This window comes from Brevundimonas sp., from assembly GCF_027487935.1.
Taxonomy (GTDB): Bacteria; Pseudomonadota; Alphaproteobacteria; order Caulobacterales; family Caulobacteraceae; genus Brevundimonas.
In genome coordinates this window covers 16722-36459 of record NZ_JAIYCP010000023.1, presented here as the reverse complement: position 1 = coordinate 36459, position 19738 = coordinate 16722, and the positions used below count along the sequence as shown (strand labels likewise).

15 protein-coding genes are annotated in these 19738 nt (G+C 65.1%); 11 read left to right on the top strand and 4 right to left on the bottom strand.

Annotation, left to right across the window (positions count from 1 at the left end):
* Positions 1-23: 23 nt before the first annotated feature.
* Together Q0053_RS08955 and Q0053_RS08950 are read left to right on the top strand one after the other, a co-directional pair.
* Positions 24-1322, top strand: coding sequence for an acyl-CoA dehydrogenase family protein (locus Q0053_RS08955; RefSeq protein WP_298099026.1), 1299 nt, complete (start codon positions 24-26; stop codon positions 1320-1322).
* On the top strand, positions 1319-2383 hold the full coding sequence (locus Q0053_RS08950) for a phosphotransferase family protein (protein WP_298099023.1): 1065 nt from the start codon (positions 1319-1321) through the stop codon (positions 2381-2383). The genes Q0053_RS08955 and Q0053_RS08950 overlap by 4 nt, the downstream gene beginning before the upstream one ends.
* 51 nt (positions 2384-2434) lie before the next feature.
* On the opposite strand, the gene Q0053_RS08945 is transcribed toward Q0053_RS08950, so the two are convergent.
* Entirely contained in the window at positions 2435-3769 is a 1335-nt protein-coding gene (locus Q0053_RS08945; RefSeq protein ID WP_298099020.1) for an amidohydrolase family protein, read from the bottom strand.
* Between the two features lie 186 nt (positions 3770-3955).
* On the opposite strand from Q0053_RS08945, the gene Q0053_RS08940 reads away from it, so the two are divergent.
* Positions 3956-4369, top strand: a complete 414-nt coding sequence (locus Q0053_RS08940) for a VOC family protein (protein WP_298099018.1) — start codon at positions 3956-3958, stop codon at positions 4367-4369.
* 4 nt (positions 4370-4373) lie between these two features.
* Here the strand turns inward: Q0053_RS08940 and Q0053_RS08935 are convergent, their stop codons facing one another.
* Entirely contained in the window at positions 4374-5207 is an 834-nt protein-coding gene (locus tag Q0053_RS08935) for an IclR family transcriptional regulator (protein WP_298099015.1), read from the bottom strand.
* A gap of 165 nt (positions 5208-5372) precedes the next feature.
* On the opposite strand from Q0053_RS08935, the gene Q0053_RS08930 reads away from it, so the two are divergent.
* The gene (locus Q0053_RS08930) at positions 5373-5849 is read left to right on the top strand and encodes a PaaI family thioesterase (protein ID WP_298099013.1); all 477 of its coding nucleotides are present in this window, start codon (positions 5373-5375) and stop codon (positions 5847-5849) included.
* A gap of 66 nt (positions 5850-5915) precedes the next feature.
* Here the strand turns inward: Q0053_RS08930 and Q0053_RS08925 are convergent, their stop codons facing one another.
* On the bottom strand, positions 5916-7124 hold the full coding sequence (locus Q0053_RS08925) for an FAD-dependent oxidoreductase (protein WP_298099011.1): 1209 nt from the start codon (positions 7122-7124) through the stop codon (positions 5916-5918).
* A 779-nt stretch (positions 7125-7903) separates the two neighbouring features.
* Between Q0053_RS08925 and Q0053_RS08920 the strand changes: the two genes are divergently transcribed.
* The 5 genes from Q0053_RS08920 to ggt all read left to right on the top strand — a co-directional run bounded on the left by Q0053_RS08920 (position 7904) and on the right by ggt (position 15708).
* Positions 7904-8419 (top strand): RNA polymerase sigma factor, encoded by a 516-nt coding sequence (locus tag Q0053_RS08920; protein ID WP_298099008.1) that lies wholly within the window; start codon positions 7904-7906, stop codon positions 8417-8419.
* 73 nt (positions 8420-8492) lie between these two features.
* On the top strand, positions 8493-9440 hold the full coding sequence (locus tag Q0053_RS08915; protein ID WP_298099004.1) for a FecR domain-containing protein: 948 nt from the start codon (positions 8493-8495) through the stop codon (positions 9438-9440).
* A gap of 77 nt (positions 9441-9517) precedes the next feature.
* Positions 9518-12868 carry a TonB-dependent receptor gene (locus Q0053_RS08910; protein ID WP_298099002.1) on the top strand — a complete coding sequence of 1117 codons (3351 nt, stop codon included), beginning with the start codon at positions 9518-9520 and terminating at the stop codon, positions 12866-12868.
* A 133-nt stretch (positions 12869-13001) separates the two neighbouring features.
* On the top strand, positions 13002-13916 hold the full coding sequence (locus Q0053_RS08905; protein ID WP_298098999.1) for a dienelactone hydrolase family protein: 915 nt from the start codon (positions 13002-13004) through the stop codon (positions 13914-13916).
* Between the two features lie 46 nt (positions 13917-13962).
* Positions 13963-15708, top strand: coding sequence for a gamma-glutamyltransferase (ggt, locus tag Q0053_RS08900; RefSeq protein WP_298098995.1), 1746 nt, complete (start codon positions 13963-13965; stop codon positions 15706-15708).
* A gap of 19 nt (positions 15709-15727) precedes the next feature.
* Here ggt and Q0053_RS08895 read toward each other — a convergent pair whose 3' ends face one another.
* A complete protein-coding gene (locus Q0053_RS08895) occupies positions 15728-17011 on the bottom strand; it encodes a pilus assembly protein TadG-related protein (RefSeq protein WP_298098992.1) in 1284 nt (427 codons plus the stop codon).
* 433 nt (positions 17012-17444) lie between these two features.
* Here Q0053_RS08895 and Q0053_RS08890 point away from each other — a divergent pair, with 433 nt between their 5' ends.
* The gene (locus tag Q0053_RS08890) at positions 17445-17927 is read left to right on the top strand and encodes a PH domain-containing protein (RefSeq protein WP_298098989.1); all 483 of its coding nucleotides are present in this window, start codon (positions 17445-17447) and stop codon (positions 17925-17927) included.
* 182 nt (positions 17928-18109) lie between these two features.
* Positions 18110-19423, top strand: a complete 1314-nt coding sequence (locus tag Q0053_RS08885; RefSeq protein ID WP_298098987.1) for a PH domain-containing protein — start codon at positions 18110-18112, stop codon at positions 19421-19423.
* Positions 19424-19738 lie beyond the last annotated feature (315 nt).

Sequence of the window (19738 nt, the reverse complement as noted above, 5' to 3'; positions counted from 1 at the left end):
CATCAAAACGAACGGAAACGCCGATGGCCTGGGAATTCGAGACCGACCCCGATTTCGCGGAACAGCTCGCCTGGATCGACACTTTCGTCCGCGAGGAAGTAGAGCCGCTGGACCTCATTCTCCAGAGTCCGTTCGATGTCGACAATCCGCTGAACCGCCGGTTCGTCCGGCCGTTGCAAGAGCGGGTCAAGGATCGCGGCCTGTGGGCCTGCCACCTTGGACCCGAGCTCGGCGGTCCCGGCTACGGTCAGGTCAAGCTGGCCCTGATGAACGAGATCCTGGGGCGATCCGTCTTCGCGCCGACCGTCTTCGGCTGCCAGGCCCCGGACTCCGGCAATGCCGAGATCCTTGCCGTCTATGGGACCGAGGACCAGAAGGCCCGTTACCTGAAGCCCCTGCTGGCCAACGACATCGTCTCCTGCTTCTCGATGACCGAGCCGCAAGGCGGTGCCGACCCAACGACCTTCCTGGCCCGCGCCGTCCTTAAGGGCGACCAGTGGGTGCTGAATGGCGAAAAATGGTTCGCTACCAACGCCCGCTACGCCAGCTTCTTTCTGGTCATGGCCGTAACCGATCCTGACGCACCGCCACATCGCCGGCTTTCGGTTTTCATCATCCCCAAGGGGACGCCGGGCCTCGAGATCGTTCGCAACGTCGGCTACGGTGATCGCGACCCATCTCACGCCTACCTCCGCTTTACCGATGTCGGCGTGCCTCTTGACCATATGCTGGGAGGCCAGGGGGACGGCTTCGTCGTGGCCCAGGTTCGTCTCGGAGGCGGGCGTATCCACCATGCAATGCGCACGATCGGCAAGGCGCGACAGGCCTTCGATATGCTCTGCGACCGCGCCCTGTCGCGCGTGACCCGCAACGAGCCCCTGGCCAACAAACAGTTGGTTCAGGAGAAGATCGCCGACAGCTGGATCGAGCTGGAACAGTTCCGTCTGCTGGTCCTGCGCACCGCCTGGAAGATCGACCGCGAGAAGGATTACAACAAGGTCCGGGGCGACATCTCCGCGGTCAAGGCCGCCATGCCAAAGGTTTTGCACGACATCGCCGCGCGCGCTGTCTACGTCCACGGAAGCCTGGGTCTGTCCAACGAGACGCCGCTGGCCGCGATGGTCCTCGACTCCTTCCAGATCGGCCTCGCAGACGGCCCCACCGACATCCACAAGGTAACGCTCGCCAAACAGCTGTTGCGCGGGCGCAGACACTCGCAGGGTCTGTTCCCGGACTACCACCTGCCCGCCCGCCGCGAAGCCGCGCTCGCCAAATACGGCCTCTCTGGCGATGAGGCGGGCCTGAAGGCAGCGGTCGCTTGAGCATAGATCGCCCACACGGCCTCGAGCTGGTTGATCTCGGTGATCTTGCCGCCTGGATGGACGATCAGGGCCTTGGCCAAGGCCCAATCATCGATGTGGTGCAACTGACCGGCGGTTCCCAGAACGTCCTGCTCCGCTTCAAACGCGGCGGGCGCGAATACGTCCTGCGCCGACCGCCGCTCAACCCCCGCCATGACGGCAGTGACACCATGCGGCGCGAGGCCCGGGTGCTGAAGGCGCTCAAGGGATCGAACGTGCCGCACGCAGGCCTGATTGCAGCCTGCGATGACGCCTCGGTGCTTGGCGCGGCCTTCTACCTGATGGAGCCGCTCGATGGCTTCAACGCCGCCGTGGGCATGCCGAGCCTGCACGCCGGATCGCCGGGGGCTCGCCATGCCATGGGCCTGTCGGTCATCGACGGCCTCTCAAGCATCGCCCTGATCGACTACGCTGCCATAGGATTGGGCGACTTCGGCAAGCCCGAGGGCTTCCTCCAACGCCAGGCGCAACGTTGGATGAAGCAACTCGAAGGCTACGCTGAGTTCGCCGGCTGGCCCGGTCCGGACGGCCTGCCCGATGTCCACGCGATCGGCGAATGGCTGAATAGCCATCGGCCAAAGACCTTCCGCCCCGGCCTCATGCACGGCGACTTCCACCTCAAGAACGTAATGTTCAGACAGGATGCGCCAACACTCGAGGCCATTATCGACTGGGAGCTGTCGACCATCGGCGACCCGCTGATCGACCTCGGCTGGTTGCTGGCCACCTGGCCCGGTCCGGGTGGCGACATGAGCCAGACGACCATCGTCGTCCACCCCTGGGAAGGGTTTCCCGAGTCCGAGGAACTGGTCGATGCCTATGGCCGATTGACCGGTGCGGACCTGTCGAACCTCAACTGGTATCGCGTTTTCGCCTGCTACAAGCTGGCTCTGATCCTGGAGGGGTCATGGGCCCGCGCATGTGCGGGCAAGGCACCGTTGGAGGTCGGCGAGCGGTTGCACGGCAATGCTGTGCGCCTGCTCGGTCGCGCCGGACGCTGGATCGAGGGTCTGGCGACGTGAAAGAGGCCGCCGAGCCTTAACCCGGCGGCCTCTGTCATCGTCTTTCGGGGGTTAGCGGCGACCCGAAACGGTCGATTCTGCGGAAGCGTTCTCGAACATCCGGTTGATGTCGCCGGAGGTCACAGGCTTTCCAGCCTCCCGCTTGGGCGCCGCGCCGCCGAGGTTCAACAGCGCCTCGGTGTGGACCGGCACAGCCGCCGCCGCAGCCTTCAGCGCGCCGACCGTGCAGTCTTCCTTCTTGAGGACCGAGAACGGGTCGTAGGAAAACTCACGCATCGCATTGAGGTGGGTGATCTTGTCGATCGTCTCCCGCGACAGGTGCTGAACATCGTTCCAAAGCTTCTCGGCCGAGTGCGGCCAGACCGAGTCCGAGTGCGGATAATCGCATTCGTACATGACCATGTCCTCGCCGATGTAATCGAGGTTGGCCAGGCCGAACCGATCCTCGATGAAGCAGCTGATGATATGCTTCTTGTAGATGTCGCTTGGCATGACGCCCGGACCGAAGTTCGAATTGGTCCAGGCCTTGTGGTGGCCGTGAGTGAAGTCGGCACGTTCCAGCAGATAGGGAATCCAGCCAATTCCACCTTCCGAAAGCGCCATCTTCAGCGTGGGGAATTTCTTCCACATCGGACCCCAGATCCAGTCGGCTGCCGAGTTGGCGATCGAGATCGGCATCGAGGTGATCCAGGCATCAATCGGCGAAAGATCCGAGGCGTGTTGAGCCGCAGATCCCGTGCCGATGTGACAACAGATGACGACCTGATTGTCGGCACAGGCCTTCCACAGGGGATCCCAATAGGAGTCGTGAAGCGAGGGCCATCCCGACAGAGCCGGATTGTCCGAGAAAGACAGGGCGTGGACGCCAAGCCTGGCCATCCGTTCGACTTCCGCGACAGCCGCCTGCATGTCCCAGAACGGCGTCAGCATCAGCGGGATGAATCGACCCGGTGCAGCGCCGGCCCAATCATGCACATGCCAGTCGTTGTAGGCGCGGATCGCAGCCAGGGCGACCTCGGGATCCTGTCTGGAGGTCGTCTGGAAGCGCGCACCCGCGAAACCGGGAAAGGTAGGAAAGCAGATCGAACCCAGGATGCCATTGGCGTCCATATCCTCGACACGTGCCTTGATGTCCCAGGTGCCCCGGCGCATCTGCTCATAGTTGAGCGGCTCCATGCCGTACTCTTCCTTCGGGCGTCCGACGACAGAGTTCAGGCCCATATAGCCGGCGGCCTTCTCTTCAAACATCCAGACGTCGCGGCCATCACGTTGCTCGATGTGCGGCTCACGCCCTTTGAGGCGCTCGGGCCAGTGGGGTTTGAAAGCACCCGGAGGCTCGATGACGTGGTCGTCAACGCTTACAAGGATCATGTCATCGACGGTCATGGGGCCTTTTCCTCGTTTCCACGGGCGGGCTTGGCGCCGCCTGCAATCCGGGCGCAGTCTTGAGCCGCCGCGCCATTCAGATTTGCGTTCTATTACAAAATTGCCAAAAGTGTCTAGAAAATATGATTGGGTTGTCGGCAGGAATCACGGCGCGCCGCACGGCGCAGCCAGGATCGAGGAAGAGACATGATCCGCCGGATGGACCACTTCACGGTCGTCACAGACCGCCTCACGGAGACCGTGAATTTCTACACCATGCTGGGCCTCAAGGCGGGTCCACGACCTGACTTCGGCGTGGGTGGTGCCTGGCTCTATGTTGACGACCATCCGGTGCTTCACATCGTCGAGACCAGCCTTATGCCGGAGCCGAGGCGCGGCGCTCTCGATCACATGGCATTCTTCGCGGAGGACTTCGTCGGAACGGCCGAAAAGATCACTGCGGCCGGCCTGACCTATCGCGTGATCCGCACGCCACGCCCGTTCAGCGTCTGGCAGATGTTCCTGTTCGACCCCAACGGTGTGGAGGTCGAACTGGATTTTGCCCAGGATGAAACGCCGCCCGAAGACTGGAAAGCCCACGCCGGGTTGGGCCCTCGATAACCGCTCAGGTCAGCGCGGATGTCAGCCGTCGGCCGGCTTCGCGAAGGGCGGAGCCGATATCCTCAAGCGCACCATCATCATGCTGACCCAGCAGCATCACGCCCACGATCGTGAACGCTACGTCGCCCCCCCGGTCAAACACCGGCGCCGCGATGGTCTGAACACCCTTGGTGAAATAGCCCTTGTCAGCCGCCCAACCGCGCTTGTCAGCGGCCTCGACCTGATCCCAGTATTCCTCGAAAGTGAGAGGCGTCTGCCATCGCAAGGCATCGAAGGCGGCCTTCAGCTCCTTGCGGGTCCAACCCAGGTGGGGAGCCATCACCCGGCCTGTAGAGGCCATAAGGACCGGAAGACGCTGCCCCTCGGCCATTTCGATGCGGACATTGGCGGGGCTGGGCACGCTCCTGATCAGAACGATCTTGTCGGGTCCGAGCCGCTTCCACAGGGTGACGGTGATATTGAAGCGATCAGCGAGGTCGCGCATTTGCGGCGTAGCGGCCGCGACCCGTTGGCCTTCGGTCAAAAGGTTTCCCACCAGGGTCGTGAGTCCGACGCCGACGGAATAGGTCTTCATTACCGGATCGAACTCCACGACATCCTCGAGCACCAGGGTGCGAAGGATGTTGAAGCAGGTGCTGGCATTCAGGCCGAGGCTTCGCGAGATCGTGACCGAACGCGTCGGCCCACCCGCCTCCACGAGAAACTTCAGGATCCGGATGGCATTCGCGGCCGGCTTGACGATCACCATCTTTTCCGATGCATCGTTCGACGCCGCATCGGACACGTCCCGAAGCTCTACATCTGCCGGAACGCCCTGTTCCGTCGCTGATCGCGCCATGCGCATCCCACCTTTGACCAACCGCTTCCGCAATCGGGCGATTCACTATCAGAAACCGGGGCTGGCGCGAAACGTCGGCTTGGCCATCCGTCCGCCGCACGTTCTGTTATCACAATCATATTCCGCATAGCGTCGCGCTTCGCGCGGCTGAGGATCAGGCAATCGATGGAAAACAAGATCGCGCTTTGCAGAGGCTGTCGTGTCGGAGAACGACCATGCCGGTTTGGTGCCGACAACCTCGTCGCGCTGTCGCCACAAGAGGGTCTCGTCCGCCTTGTCTGCCCTCCCGATTTCGACGGAGGCCCTGAAGTCGCGCACGGCGGCTGGATCGCAGGAGTGTTCGACGACGTCCTCGGACGCTTCCTGAACCATTGGAACGTGAAAACCGTCACGGCCAATCTCTCGGTGAACTATCTCATGCCGGTGCCGACCGGCCAGCCCTTGACCGTGGGGGTCCGGATCCTGTCCCGGGAGGGCCGTCGTATCACGATGGCCGGAACGCTGAGGCTTCAGGGCGAACAGCGGGATCGCGCGACGGCCGAAGGGATCTGGGTGGAAACACGACCCGATCACTTCGAGCGGCACCGCAATCAGCTTTCCGCCTACCTCAGCTCGTCCGGAAAGGACGACGGTCCGGTCTGAATCCACCGGCAAGCGCTCGCCCGAGCGATCAGGGCAGCTGGCCCGGGACGACAGATCTGGAAGCGCTCAGACTTCCTTCATCGGGATCGAAACATCGGCGAGACGGACCACATCGATCTCGCGACGCGACGCCAGCCACTGACGTCCAGCAATGAACTCCGGGGCGGCATTGATCGATTCCACGGCCTGCACCCTGTTCTGCGACAGGTGAAACACGGCGAACTTTCGGGCAGCAGGATCACCACGCACGACGATCTGGTCCACATCGAACGGCATGCCCGCAATCTGGAGCTTCAGATCGTATTGATCGGACCAGAACCATGGCGTCTCGGACTTCGGTTCCGCGGTGCCGCAAATGGCGGCGGCGGCCTGTCGCGCCTGCTCAAGGGCATTGGGCACACTCTCGAGCCGAACGGAGCGTCCATAGAGAGGCATGGGCCTCTGCGTCATGTCGCCCATCGCAAAGATGTCAGGGTCGGAGGTCCGGGCCTGACCGTCAACGATCACGCCGTTTTCGCAAGCCAGGCCCGCATCCCTGGCAAGATCATCGTTCGGAACGGCACCGATCCCGACCAGAACCGCATCACACTGCAGGACGGCTGCGCCCGCAATCCGGACGCCCGACACCTGACCGTCGAGGCCATCGAACCCCTCGACCACCGCGCCGAAGTGAAAGCGCACGCCGTACGCTTCATGAACCTCGCGAAAGAAGTCCGAGAGCACCGGTCCGGCCACCCGGGCCAGCAGCCGATCCTCTCGCTCGATCACATGGACGTCGACGCCGAGTTTGCGGGCGGAGGCCGCGACCTCAAGCCCGACATAGCCACCACCGATAATCGCCAGTCGGAAGCCGGGCTTGAACCAGGCCTTGATCGCCTCGGCGTCCTCGATGGTCCTCAGTTCGAGGAAGCCCTTGAGGTCGCTGCCCGGCAGGCTCAGGCGGCGGGCCCGTGCGCCGGTCGCCAGGACGAGGGTGTCGTAGGTCAGGACTTCGTCAGTCGACAGCGTCACGCTTTTGCTGGCCCGATCGACGCGGATCACGCGCGTCGAGGTTCGCAGCGCGATGTTCGAGTCCGCGTACCAACCACGGGGCCGCAGAAGCAGCCCGTCCGCATCCACATCGCCCTTCAGCCATCCTTTGGATAGCGGTGGCCGCTGATAGGGCGGATGTGGCTCCTCACCAATGATTGTGATGGGGCCTGAGTATCCGTTCTGGCGCAGGTTCGCCGCGAGTGCCCCGCCGCCGTGTCCCGCGCCGATGATAATCGTTGTCATGCGTTCTGTTCCATTTTCGGGGCCGCTGGCGGGTGGAGTTGATGGGCGACCTGCGGAGCATCGAGCCCCTGGCCTCCCCTCCCCCGAACATCACCCATGATGCAGAGAACTAAGTGGAGCGGTTCCCTCGAGGACTTCTGACTTCACCAGCTGTACATTCCATGTCGCGATATCGCCGGGTGCCATCAGGCCAAAAGAGATTCCCGCCAGCTCGGCAATTCGTCCGAACCAGCGCCCTGACTGACCCACCTTGGTGGTTCCGTCTGCGCCAAGTCTTCACAATGCCGCTAGGGATTCAGACGAGTGCAGACAGAAGGGTCCGCTGCACAACCCATTGCGCTGTAATTCGGACTGAACGCTCCGGACGCCATGCGGAGATTTCGATCGCAACCCTCCCGACCAGTCTTCGGCGACCTCCGTTCAGAATAGCGATACCGACCGCCGGCCCGTCAAGAACAATTGAACAGTTTTGCTAATTTGACTCGTTTCACGCGCTCTAACGTTGGATGCACCCGTCGAGGGCAGAGACAAGTTGGCGTTTGCCTGCCCCCACCGCCACGGCACCGGAACAGTTTCAAGGCACGCACCTGAGCCGCACTGGCCGGGTGGAACACCCTTGCCAAACCGACGTCACGCGCCCTGACCTGCTTGGGCCGGCGGAGGTCACTGGCCGTTGTACTGACCTCACACGTTCGGGCCGACGCCGGCTCCAGGGAGTGCCCCGGAACGCCGCGGGCTGCTCGCTTGACACCCCGGGTCCTGTCACCGGACTATGCGCCATGGTGACAAAGCCGGCGATCTCCGAACTGGAGGAGACTCTCACGACCGCCTTCAGTGAGCGGCGGAGTCCGCTCAGGGCGATCACGTCACGCGTCGATCCAAATGATGCGGAAGACCTGCTTCAGGACGCCGCCCTTCGCGCCATCGAGACGGAACGCCGGACCCCGGTTCAAAAGCCGCTTCATCTGCTGCGTCGCATCCTGCGGAACCTTGCAGTCGATCACCTGCGCAGCCGGGCCCGAACCACACGGGTTTTCCATCCCGCCGAAGCCCCGGATATCGCCTGTGAGCGGGTCGGGCCGGAACGGCAACTGGTCGCCAGCGAGCGCCTGCATCGGGCCTTCGCCATCATCGACAGCATGCCCCACCGCCGGCGCGAGGTTTTCCTCCTGCACCGGATCGATGAGCTGACCCATCTGCAGATCGCCCGCCGCCTCGGCATCAGTACCAAGACGGTCGAGAAACACGTCAGCCTGGCCATGGTCCAGCTCTCGCGCGAGATCGATCGCGAATGAGTCCGGGTTTCGGGGTGGGGGTGGAGACCGTCCGCGCGTCTATATGGGGGTCAGCAAGGCACGGACGGACGCGATGATCAGGGACGAGCGCGCGCGTGAAGAGGCCGGGCATTGGTTTGCGATCATGCGTCGTGGCGCAACGACGCTGGAAGAACGCAAGGCCTTTGACCGCTGGCGCGCTGATGCCACCAACCAGCGGGCCCTCGACGCCATGCATGAGCTCTGGGGGGAACTGGCTGTCCTCAAGACCCGGACCGTTCAGCCCGCCGCACGGCCTGTGCCAAGCCGCCGCGCCTTCATGATCGCAGCCTCGGCGGCCGCCATGGTGGCCGTGGGAACGGGTGCCGTCCTGATGCCCCGGCTGATCCAGACCGAGGTCCGGACCGGCATCGGGGAACAACAGACCCGCGCCCTCCCCGACGGCAGCGTCATGGCGGTGAATGTTGACAGCCGCCTCCAGTATGAGTTCGACGACCGCCGCCGGGTCAGAATGGATGACGGCGAGGCGGCCTTCTACGTCCGCAAGGACCCGGACCGGCCCTTCGTCGTCTCCGCCGGGGCCTATGATGTCCGGGCCATCGGTACAGCCTTCAACGTGCGGCGGCGCGGCGACGCGATGGAGGTGTCCGTCAGCGAGGGCGTGGTCGCCATCATCGACCGTGAAAACGGCCGAGAGCTGATGCGTTTGCGCGCCGGGGAAATGAGCGTCCTGCCGCCGGAGCCGGCACAGACGCGCGCGGCGATCCTGCCGGTGCCCGTCGAGAGCGTCGCCCAGTGGCGGATGCGGGTCCTCGAATACGATGATGTCCCGGTGCGGGCCCTGATTGCAGAGCTGAACCGTTTCTATGACCGACCGCTCCGGATCGACGGGACCGCCCTCGCGAACCGCCGCATCACGGTGCGGCTCCGCGTCGAGGACCGGGATCGCACCTTGCAGACAGTCGCCGAACTGCTCGACGCCCGGATTGAACCCGGATCCGGTTTTGACTCCCTCGTGGCAGCGCCGGCTCTCACAGGCTGAACCGTCTCACCCCCGGGGAGGTAGGGGTTCGGCGGTTCTGAACGTCTAAGTCAGGAAATGTCCTTGGGAGGGAACGAATGCGCAGACTGATGGGTACGGCGATGTTGCGCCGCTTGGCGATGGCGGGCGTCGGAGCCACCGCCCTTACGGCCGGCCTGCCGCCGGTGGCGATGGCCCAGGAACAGACCGCCGCATTTGACGTCCCGGCCCAGAGGCTGTCGTCCGGCGTCCGGGTTCTGGCCAGCCAGGCCCGGGTTTCCCTCGCGGCCCCGTCCGACCTCGTCGAGGGCCTCACGGGTCCGGCCGTAAACGGACAGATGAGTGTCCGGGCGGCGCTGAACCAGCTCCTCGCCGGCAGCGGGCTGGAAGCCCAGTTCGTCAGCCCGGACAGCGTCCGCATCGTCAGAAGCACAGCCGGGGTCATCACGACCCAGCCGGCCCAGGCCAATGCCGCCGAGCTCGATGAAATCATCATCGTCGGCTCGCAGATCCGCGGGGCGCGGGTCAATGACGCCCTGCCTGTCACGGTCCTTGATTCAGAGGACCTGGACGGCGTGGCAGCGACCAACGGCGATGAGCTCTTCCGCGCCATTCCCCAGGCGGCAGACGTCGCCTTCAACGAATCCCAGGACGTGGGCGGCATCAACGATGCGCGCGGCGATACGGCCTCCATCAACCTGCGCGGTCTGGGCACCGGCAACACCCTGATGCTGCTGAACGGTCGCCGGATGATCCTGCACCCGGGCACCCAGACGGAAAACCTGGTGCCCGTGGCCACGGTCAACACCAACGCCATTCCGACCATGGGCGTCAGCCGGGTCGAGGTCCTGCTCGACGGGGCCGCGGCCCTGTACGGCACCGATGCGGTCGCGGGCGTGATCAACACAGTCCTCAGGTCGAATTTCGAAGGCCTGTCCGTCGAGGCCGGTGGCGGCGGTGCCGAAGGCACCAGCATGCGTCAGTACGACTTCAGCCTGCAGGCCGGTCGTGACTTCAATGACGGTCGCACCAATATCTCGATCATGGGCGACTACAGCACGCGCAGCGAGCTGTGGGCACGCGAGCGGGACTATGCCCGCACCAGCGATATCCGTCGGCTGGTTGCCGGCACGCCTTTCGAGGGTGACACCGACTTCGACAACAGCTCGATCGATACGCCCTGGGGCGAGTTCATTCGTCTGACCAGCACCTACGGTACGACCACCCAGGGCACCCGGGTCAATGGCCAGACCCTGACCACCAGCAGCGTCTTCCATCTTCAGCCCAGTACCAACCCGGGCTGCGTGGCACCGGGCTCCGTGGCCGGTACCTGTTTCGACAACTCCGTCCTCACGACCGCCACCGAGGACGCCAATCTCCGCTATAACGTCAATGATGTGCGGGCGCTCGTCGGGGCCAATGACCGCTACAACCTGTTCGCCTTCGTCAATCACGAGTTCGACAACGGCCTGGAGTTCTTCGGCGAGGCCGGCGTCTACTATGCGGACTACAACACCCAGCGCGAGGCGGAGACCTCACTCGCGAACGCTCCGATCATCATGGCCGCGAACGCCTACTGGAACCCGCTCGGCCCGGTCGGCAGTCCCAACCGTCTGCCCGGACTCCTGACCGGCACCACCGGTTCGACCCCCTTCCCCGCCGAGGGCGCGCCCCTGATCATGCAGGACTACCGCGTGCTCGACGCGGGCCCGCAGAAGATCAATGTCGAGAGCCTCTCGACGCGGTTCCTGACCGGCCTTCGCGGCGCGTGGAACGGCTTCGACTGGGAATCGGCCCTGGTCTATTCGACCTCGAAGACCGATGACTCCATGCGCACGATCAGCAGCACCCTGTTCGAGGATGCGGTGTCGCGCACGACGCCGGATGCCTACAATCCCTTCATTGGCGGCAGTCTCATCGATCCCACGCGTGGCCCTGAAGTCGGCAATGCCCAGTCCATCATCGACAGCTTCATGGTGGATGTCTCGCGGGTGAGCGAGACCACCATGACCATGTGGGATTTCAAGCTCTCACGGCCCGACCTCTTCTTCATGCCGGCAGGGCCGGCCGGGATCGCGGCAGGCTTGGAGCTTCGTCGCGAGACCTTCTCCGATGACCGTGACGATCGCCTCGACGGTACCATCACCTTCACCAACAATGCGGGTCAGACCACCGGCAGCGACGTGATGGGAGCCAGCCCGACGCCGGACACGCGCGGCTCGCGCAGCGTCCAGGGAGCCTTCGTCGAACTGGCCGTCCCGCTGGTGTCGTCGGAAATGAACATCCCGCTGGTCCATTCGCTGGACCTGCAGCTGGCGGCGCGTGCCGAGAACTATTCGATTTTCGGATCCGTGGCCAAGCCCAAGGTCGCCCTCGCATGGCGCCCGGCCTCCTGGATGATGGTGCGCACGGCCTGGTCCGAGGGTTTCCGCGCCCCGAACCTGCCCCAGCTCTATGAGGAGGGCGTTGAGCGTTCGAACACCCGCACGGACTGGATCCGGTGCGAGATCGAGGTGCTGGCCGGACGGATCGCCAATTTCAATGCCTGTAGCGCCAGTGTCAGTTCGCTCAGCCAGCGCTCCGGCAGCCAGGAGCTCAAGCCGGAAGAGTCCGAAAACTTCACCGTCGGCATGGTCGTTGAACCGCGTTTCCTGCCCACTGAATGGGGCAAACTGACCCTCACGGTGGACTACTGGAACATCCAGCAGGAAAGCCTGATCGGGATCTTTGGCGACGCAAATGCCCTGACGCTGGACTATCTGCTGCGCACCCGGGGCAGCTCAAACCCCAACGTCATCCGTGCCGCCCCGACCCAGGCCCAGATTGACGCTGCCGTCGGCACCGGAATCGCTCCGGTCGGTACCCTGGTCCGGGTCCTCGACAACTACCGCAACCTGCAGCCGCGCGACGTCGATGGCATTGATTTCGGGGCCTATTATGACCTCGATGATACGCCCTGGGGCGACTTCAGCTGGCGCCTCAACGCCGCCAAGCTGCTGACCTTCTTCCAGGACCCCAGCGAGGAGTCAGCGCTTCTGCTGGATGCCCAGGCTGCGGGCGACATCGACCCCAGTGTCCGGATCGTCGGTGCCAACGACCTGCGGCTCCAGAACGGCTTGCCGGAATGGCGGGCGACCTCGACGATCACCTGGCGCAACGGCAGCTGGGGAGCCGGCCTCTACAGCAGCTATGTCAGCGAAGTGGTCGACACCAGCGCCACCCTTGCCGACGGTACCGAGTGGGTGGTCGACGACTGGCTGACGCACAACGTCTATGCCCAGTACGACTTCGACATACCGGGCGTCCTCAACGACACCCGCATCCGGGTCGGGGTCCGCAATATCGAGGGCAAGGATCCGCCGCTCGCTGACCAGTCGGCCGGCTATCTGGGCAGCCTGCACTCCAACCGCGGGCGCTGGTTCTACGCCACGCTCCGCAAGCGCTTCTGACCTGATGGCGGCACCGGGATGACCGGTGCCGCCGGTCTGCTCCAGCGTCCGGGCTATAGTCCTGGTCGACCGGACTGACGGGGGCTGCCGATCTCCGCCGCGACGGGGTAGCGATTGTCCTGGAGAGTCTCCGATGAAGACGATGCATTCGATCCTGTTCGCCGCGGCCCTTCTGGTCCTGCCGGCCACGGTCGTCACGGCTGCAGCGGCCCAGGATACGGCCGCGCCGGAAACCCCGGCCCGGGCCACCCTCCCGGAGCGGGTGGTCTTTCGCAGCCTGGACGACGCACGCACCGAGCTGGTCGCCTACCTCTATTCACCCGAAGGCGTTCAGGGCGCAGCCCCGGCGGTCGTCCTGATGCATGGGCGGGCCGGCGCCTATTCCTCCCTCGCCAACGGGGTCTATGACGCGACCACCCTGACCATGCGGCATCGCTACTGGGCGCAATACTGGTCGGAGCGCGGCTACTATGCACTGGTCGTCGACGGCTTTGGTCCCCGGGGCTATCCGGGGGGCTTCGAGCGCGGCAGCTACAGCGAACGTCCGGATGAAGTGAACGAGGTGACCGTGCGCCCGCTCGATGCCTATGGCGCCCTGCGCTATCTCCGCACCCTGCCGGCTGTCGACGATGACCGGATCGGGGTGATGGGCTGGTCCAACGGCGGCAGCGCCACCCTCGCAACCATGGCTGACGACAAGCCCGGCGACATGCGCCGCCTGGGGTTCCGCGCGGGCCTCGCCATGTATCCGGCCTGCGGCCTGCACAACCGCTTCGACCGAACCGGCTACCGCCCCTATGCGCCGGTCCGCGTGTTCATGGGCACCGAGGACGAAGAGGTCTCTCACGACCGCTGTCGCGACCTGATCGGTACCAGCCGGGCGCGCGGCCATCCCGTGACCTTCACCTCCTATCGCGGGGCTACCCACAGTTTCGACGATCCGGGCACCCGCCGCCAGTCTGTGCCGGCCAATGCGCGCGCCACGGCAGATGTCCGGGAACAGGCCGCGATCTTCTTCGCCGAAGCCCTCGCCCCCCGCCTGCCCTGATGGGACCTCCCCCGAACCAGCCAGCCGTCAACAGGTAAGCTCTCCGATGTCGCTGAAGCCCTTGTCCCTGCTGTGTGCCGTCCTTCTGTCGGCCACCACAGTGCTCGCCCAGGAAGTCCCCGCCCCCGTTCGTCCGGGCGCAGGATCGGGCGGCGATATCGTCAGCTACGACCAGATACATCACCCGGTCGTCGGGCGGGGGGGCATGGTGGTCAGCCAGAGCGCCCCGGCATCCGAAGTCGGGGTCGAAATCCTGCGCCGGGGCGGCAATGCCGTCGACGCGGCGATCGCGGTCGCCCTCGCCCAGGCGGTGACCCTGCCCCGCGCCGGCAACCTCGGTGGCGGCGGCTATATGCTGGTGCATATGGCGGCGACGGCCGATCAGCCCGCCGTCGATCTGGCCATCGACTACTATGGGGTTGCCCCCCGGGCCCTGACCCCGGACCTCCTGCTGGATGACAATGGCCGGTTCGACCGGACCACGCCCGCCGGGTTCCGCAACGCCTCAGTGCCCGGCACGGTGGCAGGCCTCTGGGAGGCCCACCAACGCTTCGGCAGCCTGCCCTGGTCCGACCTGGTCGCGCCCGCCATCACCCTGGCCGAAGAGGGGGTCCTCCTGAGCGACGGCGAGGCCGGGGCCACCGCAGGCCGGGCCGCCGTCCTGGCCCTCGATCCCGGAGCCCGTGAAGCCTATCTGAAGCCCGACGGCACTCCCTATGGCCCCGGCGAACGCTTTCGACAGCCCCAGCTGGCCTGGAGCCTGCGCCAGGTCCAGGCGGGCGGTGCCGACGCCTTCTATCGCGGCGAACTGGCCCGCAGGATCATCGCCGGGGTCGAGGCCGGCGGCGGGATCATGGACGCCCGCGACATGGCCGACTATCGCGTCGAGGTCAGCGAGCCGCTGTGGTCCGACTACCGCGGCTATCGGATCGCCCACATGCCCCCGACCGCCTCGGGCGTCAGCGTTGCCGAGGCCCTGAACATCCTCGAACTCTGGCCGCTGCGCGACATGGGCTGGGGCAGTGTCGACAGCCTGCACCTGCTGGCCGAGACCCTGAAGGTTGTCGCGGCGGACCGCCGCCTGCTGGGCGGAGGCCCCCAGTGGCGCACGCCCTCGACCGGCCTCGCCAGCAAGAGCTTCGCGCGTGAACGGGCCGGTCTGATCCGGCTCGACCGGGTCCTCGGCGAGGGAGACGTCCCGGTCGGGGACCCCTGGCCGCACGAGAGCCGCGACACGACCCATTTTTCCGTCGCCGATGCCGCGGGCAATGTCGTCAGCAACACCTTCACCCTCTCCAACTCCTACGGTGCCCATGTGGCCCCGCCCGGCACCGGCATTCTGCTCAACAACTCCCTCGACAATTTCTCGTGGGGCAGTGCCGACGATGCGGTCACGGCGAACCATCCCGAGCCGGGCAAACGGGTCAGATCGACCATCTCGCCCATGATCGTGTTCGGCCGCGACGACCGGCCCTGGCTGGTGACCGGCACGCCGGGCGGCAGCTATATCGTGCCCACAATGGTCCAGCTGGTCGTCAACATCATCGACCATGACCTCAACGTCGCCGAGGCCGCCATGCGCCCCCGGATCAATCAGGGCAGCGCCGGACGGCCGCTGGAGTTCGAAGCCGGCTATTCCCGCGACATCGAACGCCTGCTGGAGGCCCGCGGCCATGAAGTCAGCGGCTCGGCCACCATGGGCAGCACCCAGTCGATCATGATCGACGGTGACCGGTTCCTCGGCGCCGCCGACACCCGCAGACCCGATGCCCTCGCCCTGGGAGTCCGTTGAACACGCCCAGGCCCTTGCCCTAGTTCACCAGCCGGGTCCCGCTCGCACCCATTCCGCCGGCATTGGGGCCAACCCCGATGGGGACAGGTACGTCGCTGCCGTCATAGTCGGCATTGATGCGGATCCTCGCAACGCCGTTCGAAAGGACCTGCCTCGCGACAATCACCGTCCAGGCGCTGTCCTCGGCCGCAACGCCGTTGCCGGTGACCTGAAGAAAGCCGTTACGGACATAGACGACCCCCAGCAGTCGCTCGACGTTGCTTCCCGGGAGGATGATGTTCGGTGAGTTGCCCGCGACCGTTGCCATGACCATGCCCGCATACGGTCCACTCTTGCGGCCGATCAGATTCACCCGGGCGTACATACCGCCAAAAAGTGGATCCGAGCCGTGATCAAAGAAGAGGAAGACGTCCTCTCCCTGCAGCCTTCCGTGGCCCAGCAGTTGAAGATTCTTCCGGAAGAAATGGTTGCCGGGCCTCAGCACGACGGTCGTCAGGTTTTTTATGATTATGGGCCGACAGTGAATGGCGGGGTCGAGATAGTGTGTGCCGTTATCTTCATAAGTTATCGGGTTACTTTGTCCGTTTCCTGTGAAGGGGCATCCATTCAGGCTGGGGAAACCCATTGAGGCGAACGGGTCGGCAATGGAGGCGGCTCCCTGGCCCGGTGTCGGCGTCATGCCGCCGCCGGTTGCCGCCAGCACGGACTGGATCTTGCGGCCCTCGATCTGCGCCGTGCCCTGGACAATGATCTCCGCGTTGGAGTGAACGCCACAGTCCGGGGCCATGATGCGGGAGCTGCCCACCAGGTCGATCATTCGGCCGGAAGTCCCGGTCCCAAGGACACAGAGGGGAGTCTTCCCAACGGATACCGCCGTGGCCAACGCCTCGAACCGCCAGCCGCCCGGCGGCAGCATATTGGCGAAGAATGAGATGCGGTGACCCTCAAGCCTCACCTGGATCGCGCGCTCCTCGTCCTGTTCAATCACCTCATATTCCGCCTCGACCGTGGGTGCCCCGGCCCATTGGCTCAGTTGAGCCACCACAAAGGCCTCGGCCCGTCCACGGGCCGCGGCTTCATCCGCCGCCAGGCCAAGGGTGGGGGCTGCGGCCAGGGCCGCCGCGTCAGCAATGTCCTGGAGCCGGGTCTTGGCGGACATAACGGCAAGAAGATCGATCGCCCCGACGCTCAGCATGGCGACCGCCGGCACGGCCAGGGCGAAATTCAATGCGATGGAGCCCCGGGTCTCGCGCAGAAGCCCCTGCACTATCTCCTGAACCCGACGGCGAAGGCCGGAGATCATGCCTCCCTCGCGCTCATCAAATCCACCCGGCCTGTCATCACAGAAGCCGACCGACAATCCCGGACAGCATCAGGGGCAGACATGGGCTCTCCCGGATTTCTCAAGGCGAAGGCGCAATATGTCGACAGTAGCCGCCCAAGGTTTGTCCGGGCGTCAAAGAACGTTGCCATTTGAACGGCGATTCGGGCAAGGCGGCACGCAAGCGATGCCCGGCCCCGGCTGACGGGATGTCGTGACGGGTCGATTGACGCCCGCCCCGCACATTCTCGAAAATCGCCGGCTCCTTTTCATCCGGGAAGTTGCAAAGGCCCCTGACGAGCCGACCGAAGGCGATCCGTCGTTCGGGTGCCGGCACCTCTCGACCAACTCACGGGCTTCCCGTTCATGGGTCAGTCCTTGAGCCAGGGCCTGCGTCCGGCTTACAACAGGCGGGATGGCCATCGAACCGATACCGCTGGACCCGCTTGAGCGCGGTTACCTGGGCGTTCTGCGTATTCGTTCGGTATTCCTGTGGCTGACACTGTCGGCCATCGCCGCAGCTGCCGACGCCAGCCTGCATGGGCGCGCTGGCATCCCCTTCGGGTATCTCGCCGGCCTCACCTTCGGATGGGGCGTCATCACAGTGGTCTTTCTCGTCCCGGGTCGCTGGCGTCGCTGGGGCTATGCCTTTACCGACAGGGAGCTGCACGTCGCGAACGGGTGGCTCACGCGGCGGCATACCGTCGTACCGGTCTCTCGCGTGCAGCACATCGATGTCAGCCAGGGCCCCCTCGAGCGCAGCGCCGGGGTTGCGACGCTCAGCCTCCATACGGCCGGGACCGAACAGAACCTCGTTGTCCTCCCGGGCATAAGGCGCGAGCGGGCCGAGGAAATCCGGGATGTGATCCGCAGCCGCATCAGCGACGCACCCTGGTGAGCGAAACCCATCCACAACCCGCAGAGCAGGTTCTGCCGCCCCGCCGCCTCGACCCCCGCACGGTCCTGATAAGAGCGCTTCCGGGCCTGCCCTCCGCCATTCTCGCCGTGCCCGTAGTATTGGCCGCGTCACGCGGGAGCGGGCTGACGCTCGCCATTGCTCTCATGATTTCGGCCCTGCTGATGGGAGTCGCCCTCATCGCGGGCTGGCTGAGCTGGCGCATGTTCACCTATCAGGTGCTGCCGGATCAGCTGGTGATCTCGCGAGGGATCATCCATCGGTCGCGCCGGTCGATCCCCGCCCAACGCATCCAGGATGTCTCGATCAAACAGGGTGTGCTGGCGCGCCTGATCGGGCTGGCCGAGGTCCGCATCGAGACCGGCGGCGGCGAGAAGGACGAAGGTCGCCTCGATAGCGTCAGCCTCGCCGAAGCCCATCGGCTTCGCGAGCTTCTTCGCGGCATGAGCCGGGCCGCCGCGGGCTCCGCTACAGTCACGCCCCTGAGCAGTGACGCTGACGAGCCCATCCTGTTTCAGCTGAGGTTCGGACGTCTGCTGTTTTTCGGGCTGTTCAGGTTCTCGCTGCTCTGGATCGCCGCCATTCTCGGTGCCGCCCAATACCTCGATCAGGCGCTGGATCTGGACTGGGACCGGTGGGCGCAGGTTTGGGACGGGGCCCGGCAGGAACTGCAGTCGCGGCTCAGTCTGGCGTTCGCCCTTGGCGCGACGGGTGTAGCCATCGGGCTTGGACTGATGGCGGGGGTCATCCGGACGATCCTCCAATACTATGGCTTCAAGCTCTCCCTTGCCGACGGCCGGTTCCGATACAGTCGCGGGCTTCTCACGCGGAGCGAGGTGGTGGTCGCCCGCCGGCAGATCCAGCTGGGCCTTGTCGAATGGGGGCTGCTGAGCGGCGCACTCGGCTGGTGCGCATTCAAGGTCCAGACCCTCGGAGGCAGCGATCACGTCTCTGGCCGTCAGGAGCTTGCGCCATTCGCCAGGGCCTCCGAGGTCCAGCCGCTCATCGCCTTGGCCGGGCTCCCCGTCTTCGACCGGTCCGGACTCAGACCGGTTTCCGCCTGGCATACCCGGATTGCCCTCACCGGCTTTGTGGCAATCCCGGCGTTGATCCTGGTCGTGGCGGCCATCTGGTTTCCGCTCGTCGGTCTTCTCCTGTTCACCCTGCCCCTGCCGCTGGTCGTGGCGCTCCTGCGGCGTCGCCACCATCGCTACGCGCTGGCCGAAACCAGCTTGCAGGTCAGTCGGGGTGTGCTGAAGCGACGGGAGTGGACCGTTCCCTATGGCAATATCCAGTCCGTCACCCTCCGGCGCGGGCCTCTGCAACGACGAATGGGCGTCACGTCCGTAAGGATCGACACCGCCGGTGGAAGCGGGCTCAACGGCCCCCACATCCATGACCTGTTGCACAGGGATGCGACGGAGCTGGTGCGCCGGCTGGTTGAACGCGTGGAAGCCGCTCGATCATCCGCGCGCTAAACACCCTGTAGCCACCGCGGGGCAGATTGTCCGCACCGATGACACGCCTTGTCATGCCCTCTGTTCCGTTTCCAAAGGCCGACAGGGCGTCGCGACCCCATCGCGGGACCGCAATTTCCTGACAGAATATGGCGCACGGGTGACATAACCCGCCCCGGACCCGGCCTCGCAGGATGGCTACGATGGTGCCAAGGCCGGGCCGCCCTTCGGGGGTTGAGACCCAACGCCGGGAGGATTCGGAAGGGCGAGGGTTTGAGCGGCTTGTCGCAACACGCACGCCATGAAGGCGACGGCTGTCTGATGGTCGGATTGATC

Bases quoted from the DNA above. Each gene is read 5' to 3' on its own strand.
- Q0053_RS08940 (WP_298099018.1), top strand. From the start codon at position 3,956: ATGATCCGCCGGATGGACCACTTCACGGTCGTCACAGACCGCCTCACG.
- Q0053_RS08935 (WP_298099015.1), bottom strand. From the start codon at position 5,207: ATGGCGCGATCAGCGACGGAACAGGGCGTTCCGGCAGATGTAGAGCTT.
- Q0053_RS08895 (WP_298098992.1), bottom strand. From the start codon at position 17,011: ATGATCTCCGGCCTTCGCCGTCGGGTTCAGGAGATAGTGCAGGGGCTT.
- ggt (WP_298098995.1), top strand. From the start codon at position 13,963: ATGTCGCTGAAGCCCTTGTCCCTGCTGTGTGCCGTCCTTCTGTCGGCC.
- Q0053_RS08925 (WP_298099011.1), bottom strand. From the start codon at position 7,124: ATGACAACGATTATCATCGGCGCGGGACACGGCGGCGGGGCACTCGCG.
- Q0053_RS08920 (WP_298099008.1), top strand. From the start codon at position 7,904: ATGGTGACAAAGCCGGCGATCTCCGAACTGGAGGAGACTCTCACGACC.
- Q0053_RS08915 (WP_298099004.1), top strand. From the start codon at position 8,493: ATGATCAGGGACGAGCGCGCGCGTGAAGAGGCCGGGCATTGGTTTGCG.
- Q0053_RS08885 (WP_298098987.1), top strand. From the start codon at position 18,110: ATGGGAGTCGCCCTCATCGCGGGCTGGCTGAGCTGGCGCATGTTCACC.
- Q0053_RS08890 (WP_298098989.1), top strand. From the start codon at position 17,445: ATGGCCATCGAACCGATACCGCTGGACCCGCTTGAGCGCGGTTACCTG.
- Q0053_RS08955 (WP_298099026.1), top strand. From the start codon at position 24: ATGGCCTGGGAATTCGAGACCGACCCCGATTTCGCGGAACAGCTCGCC.
- Q0053_RS08945 (WP_298099020.1), bottom strand. From the start codon at position 3,769: ATGACCGTCGATGACATGATCCTTGTAAGCGTTGACGACCACGTCATC.
- Q0053_RS08910 (WP_298099002.1), top strand. From the start codon at position 9,518: ATGCGCAGACTGATGGGTACGGCGATGTTGCGCCGCTTGGCGATGGCG.
- Q0053_RS08905 (WP_298098999.1), top strand. From the start codon at position 13,002: ATGAAGACGATGCATTCGATCCTGTTCGCCGCGGCCCTTCTGGTCCTG.
- Q0053_RS08930 (WP_298099013.1), top strand. From the start codon at position 5,373: ATGGAAAACAAGATCGCGCTTTGCAGAGGCTGTCGTGTCGGAGAACGA.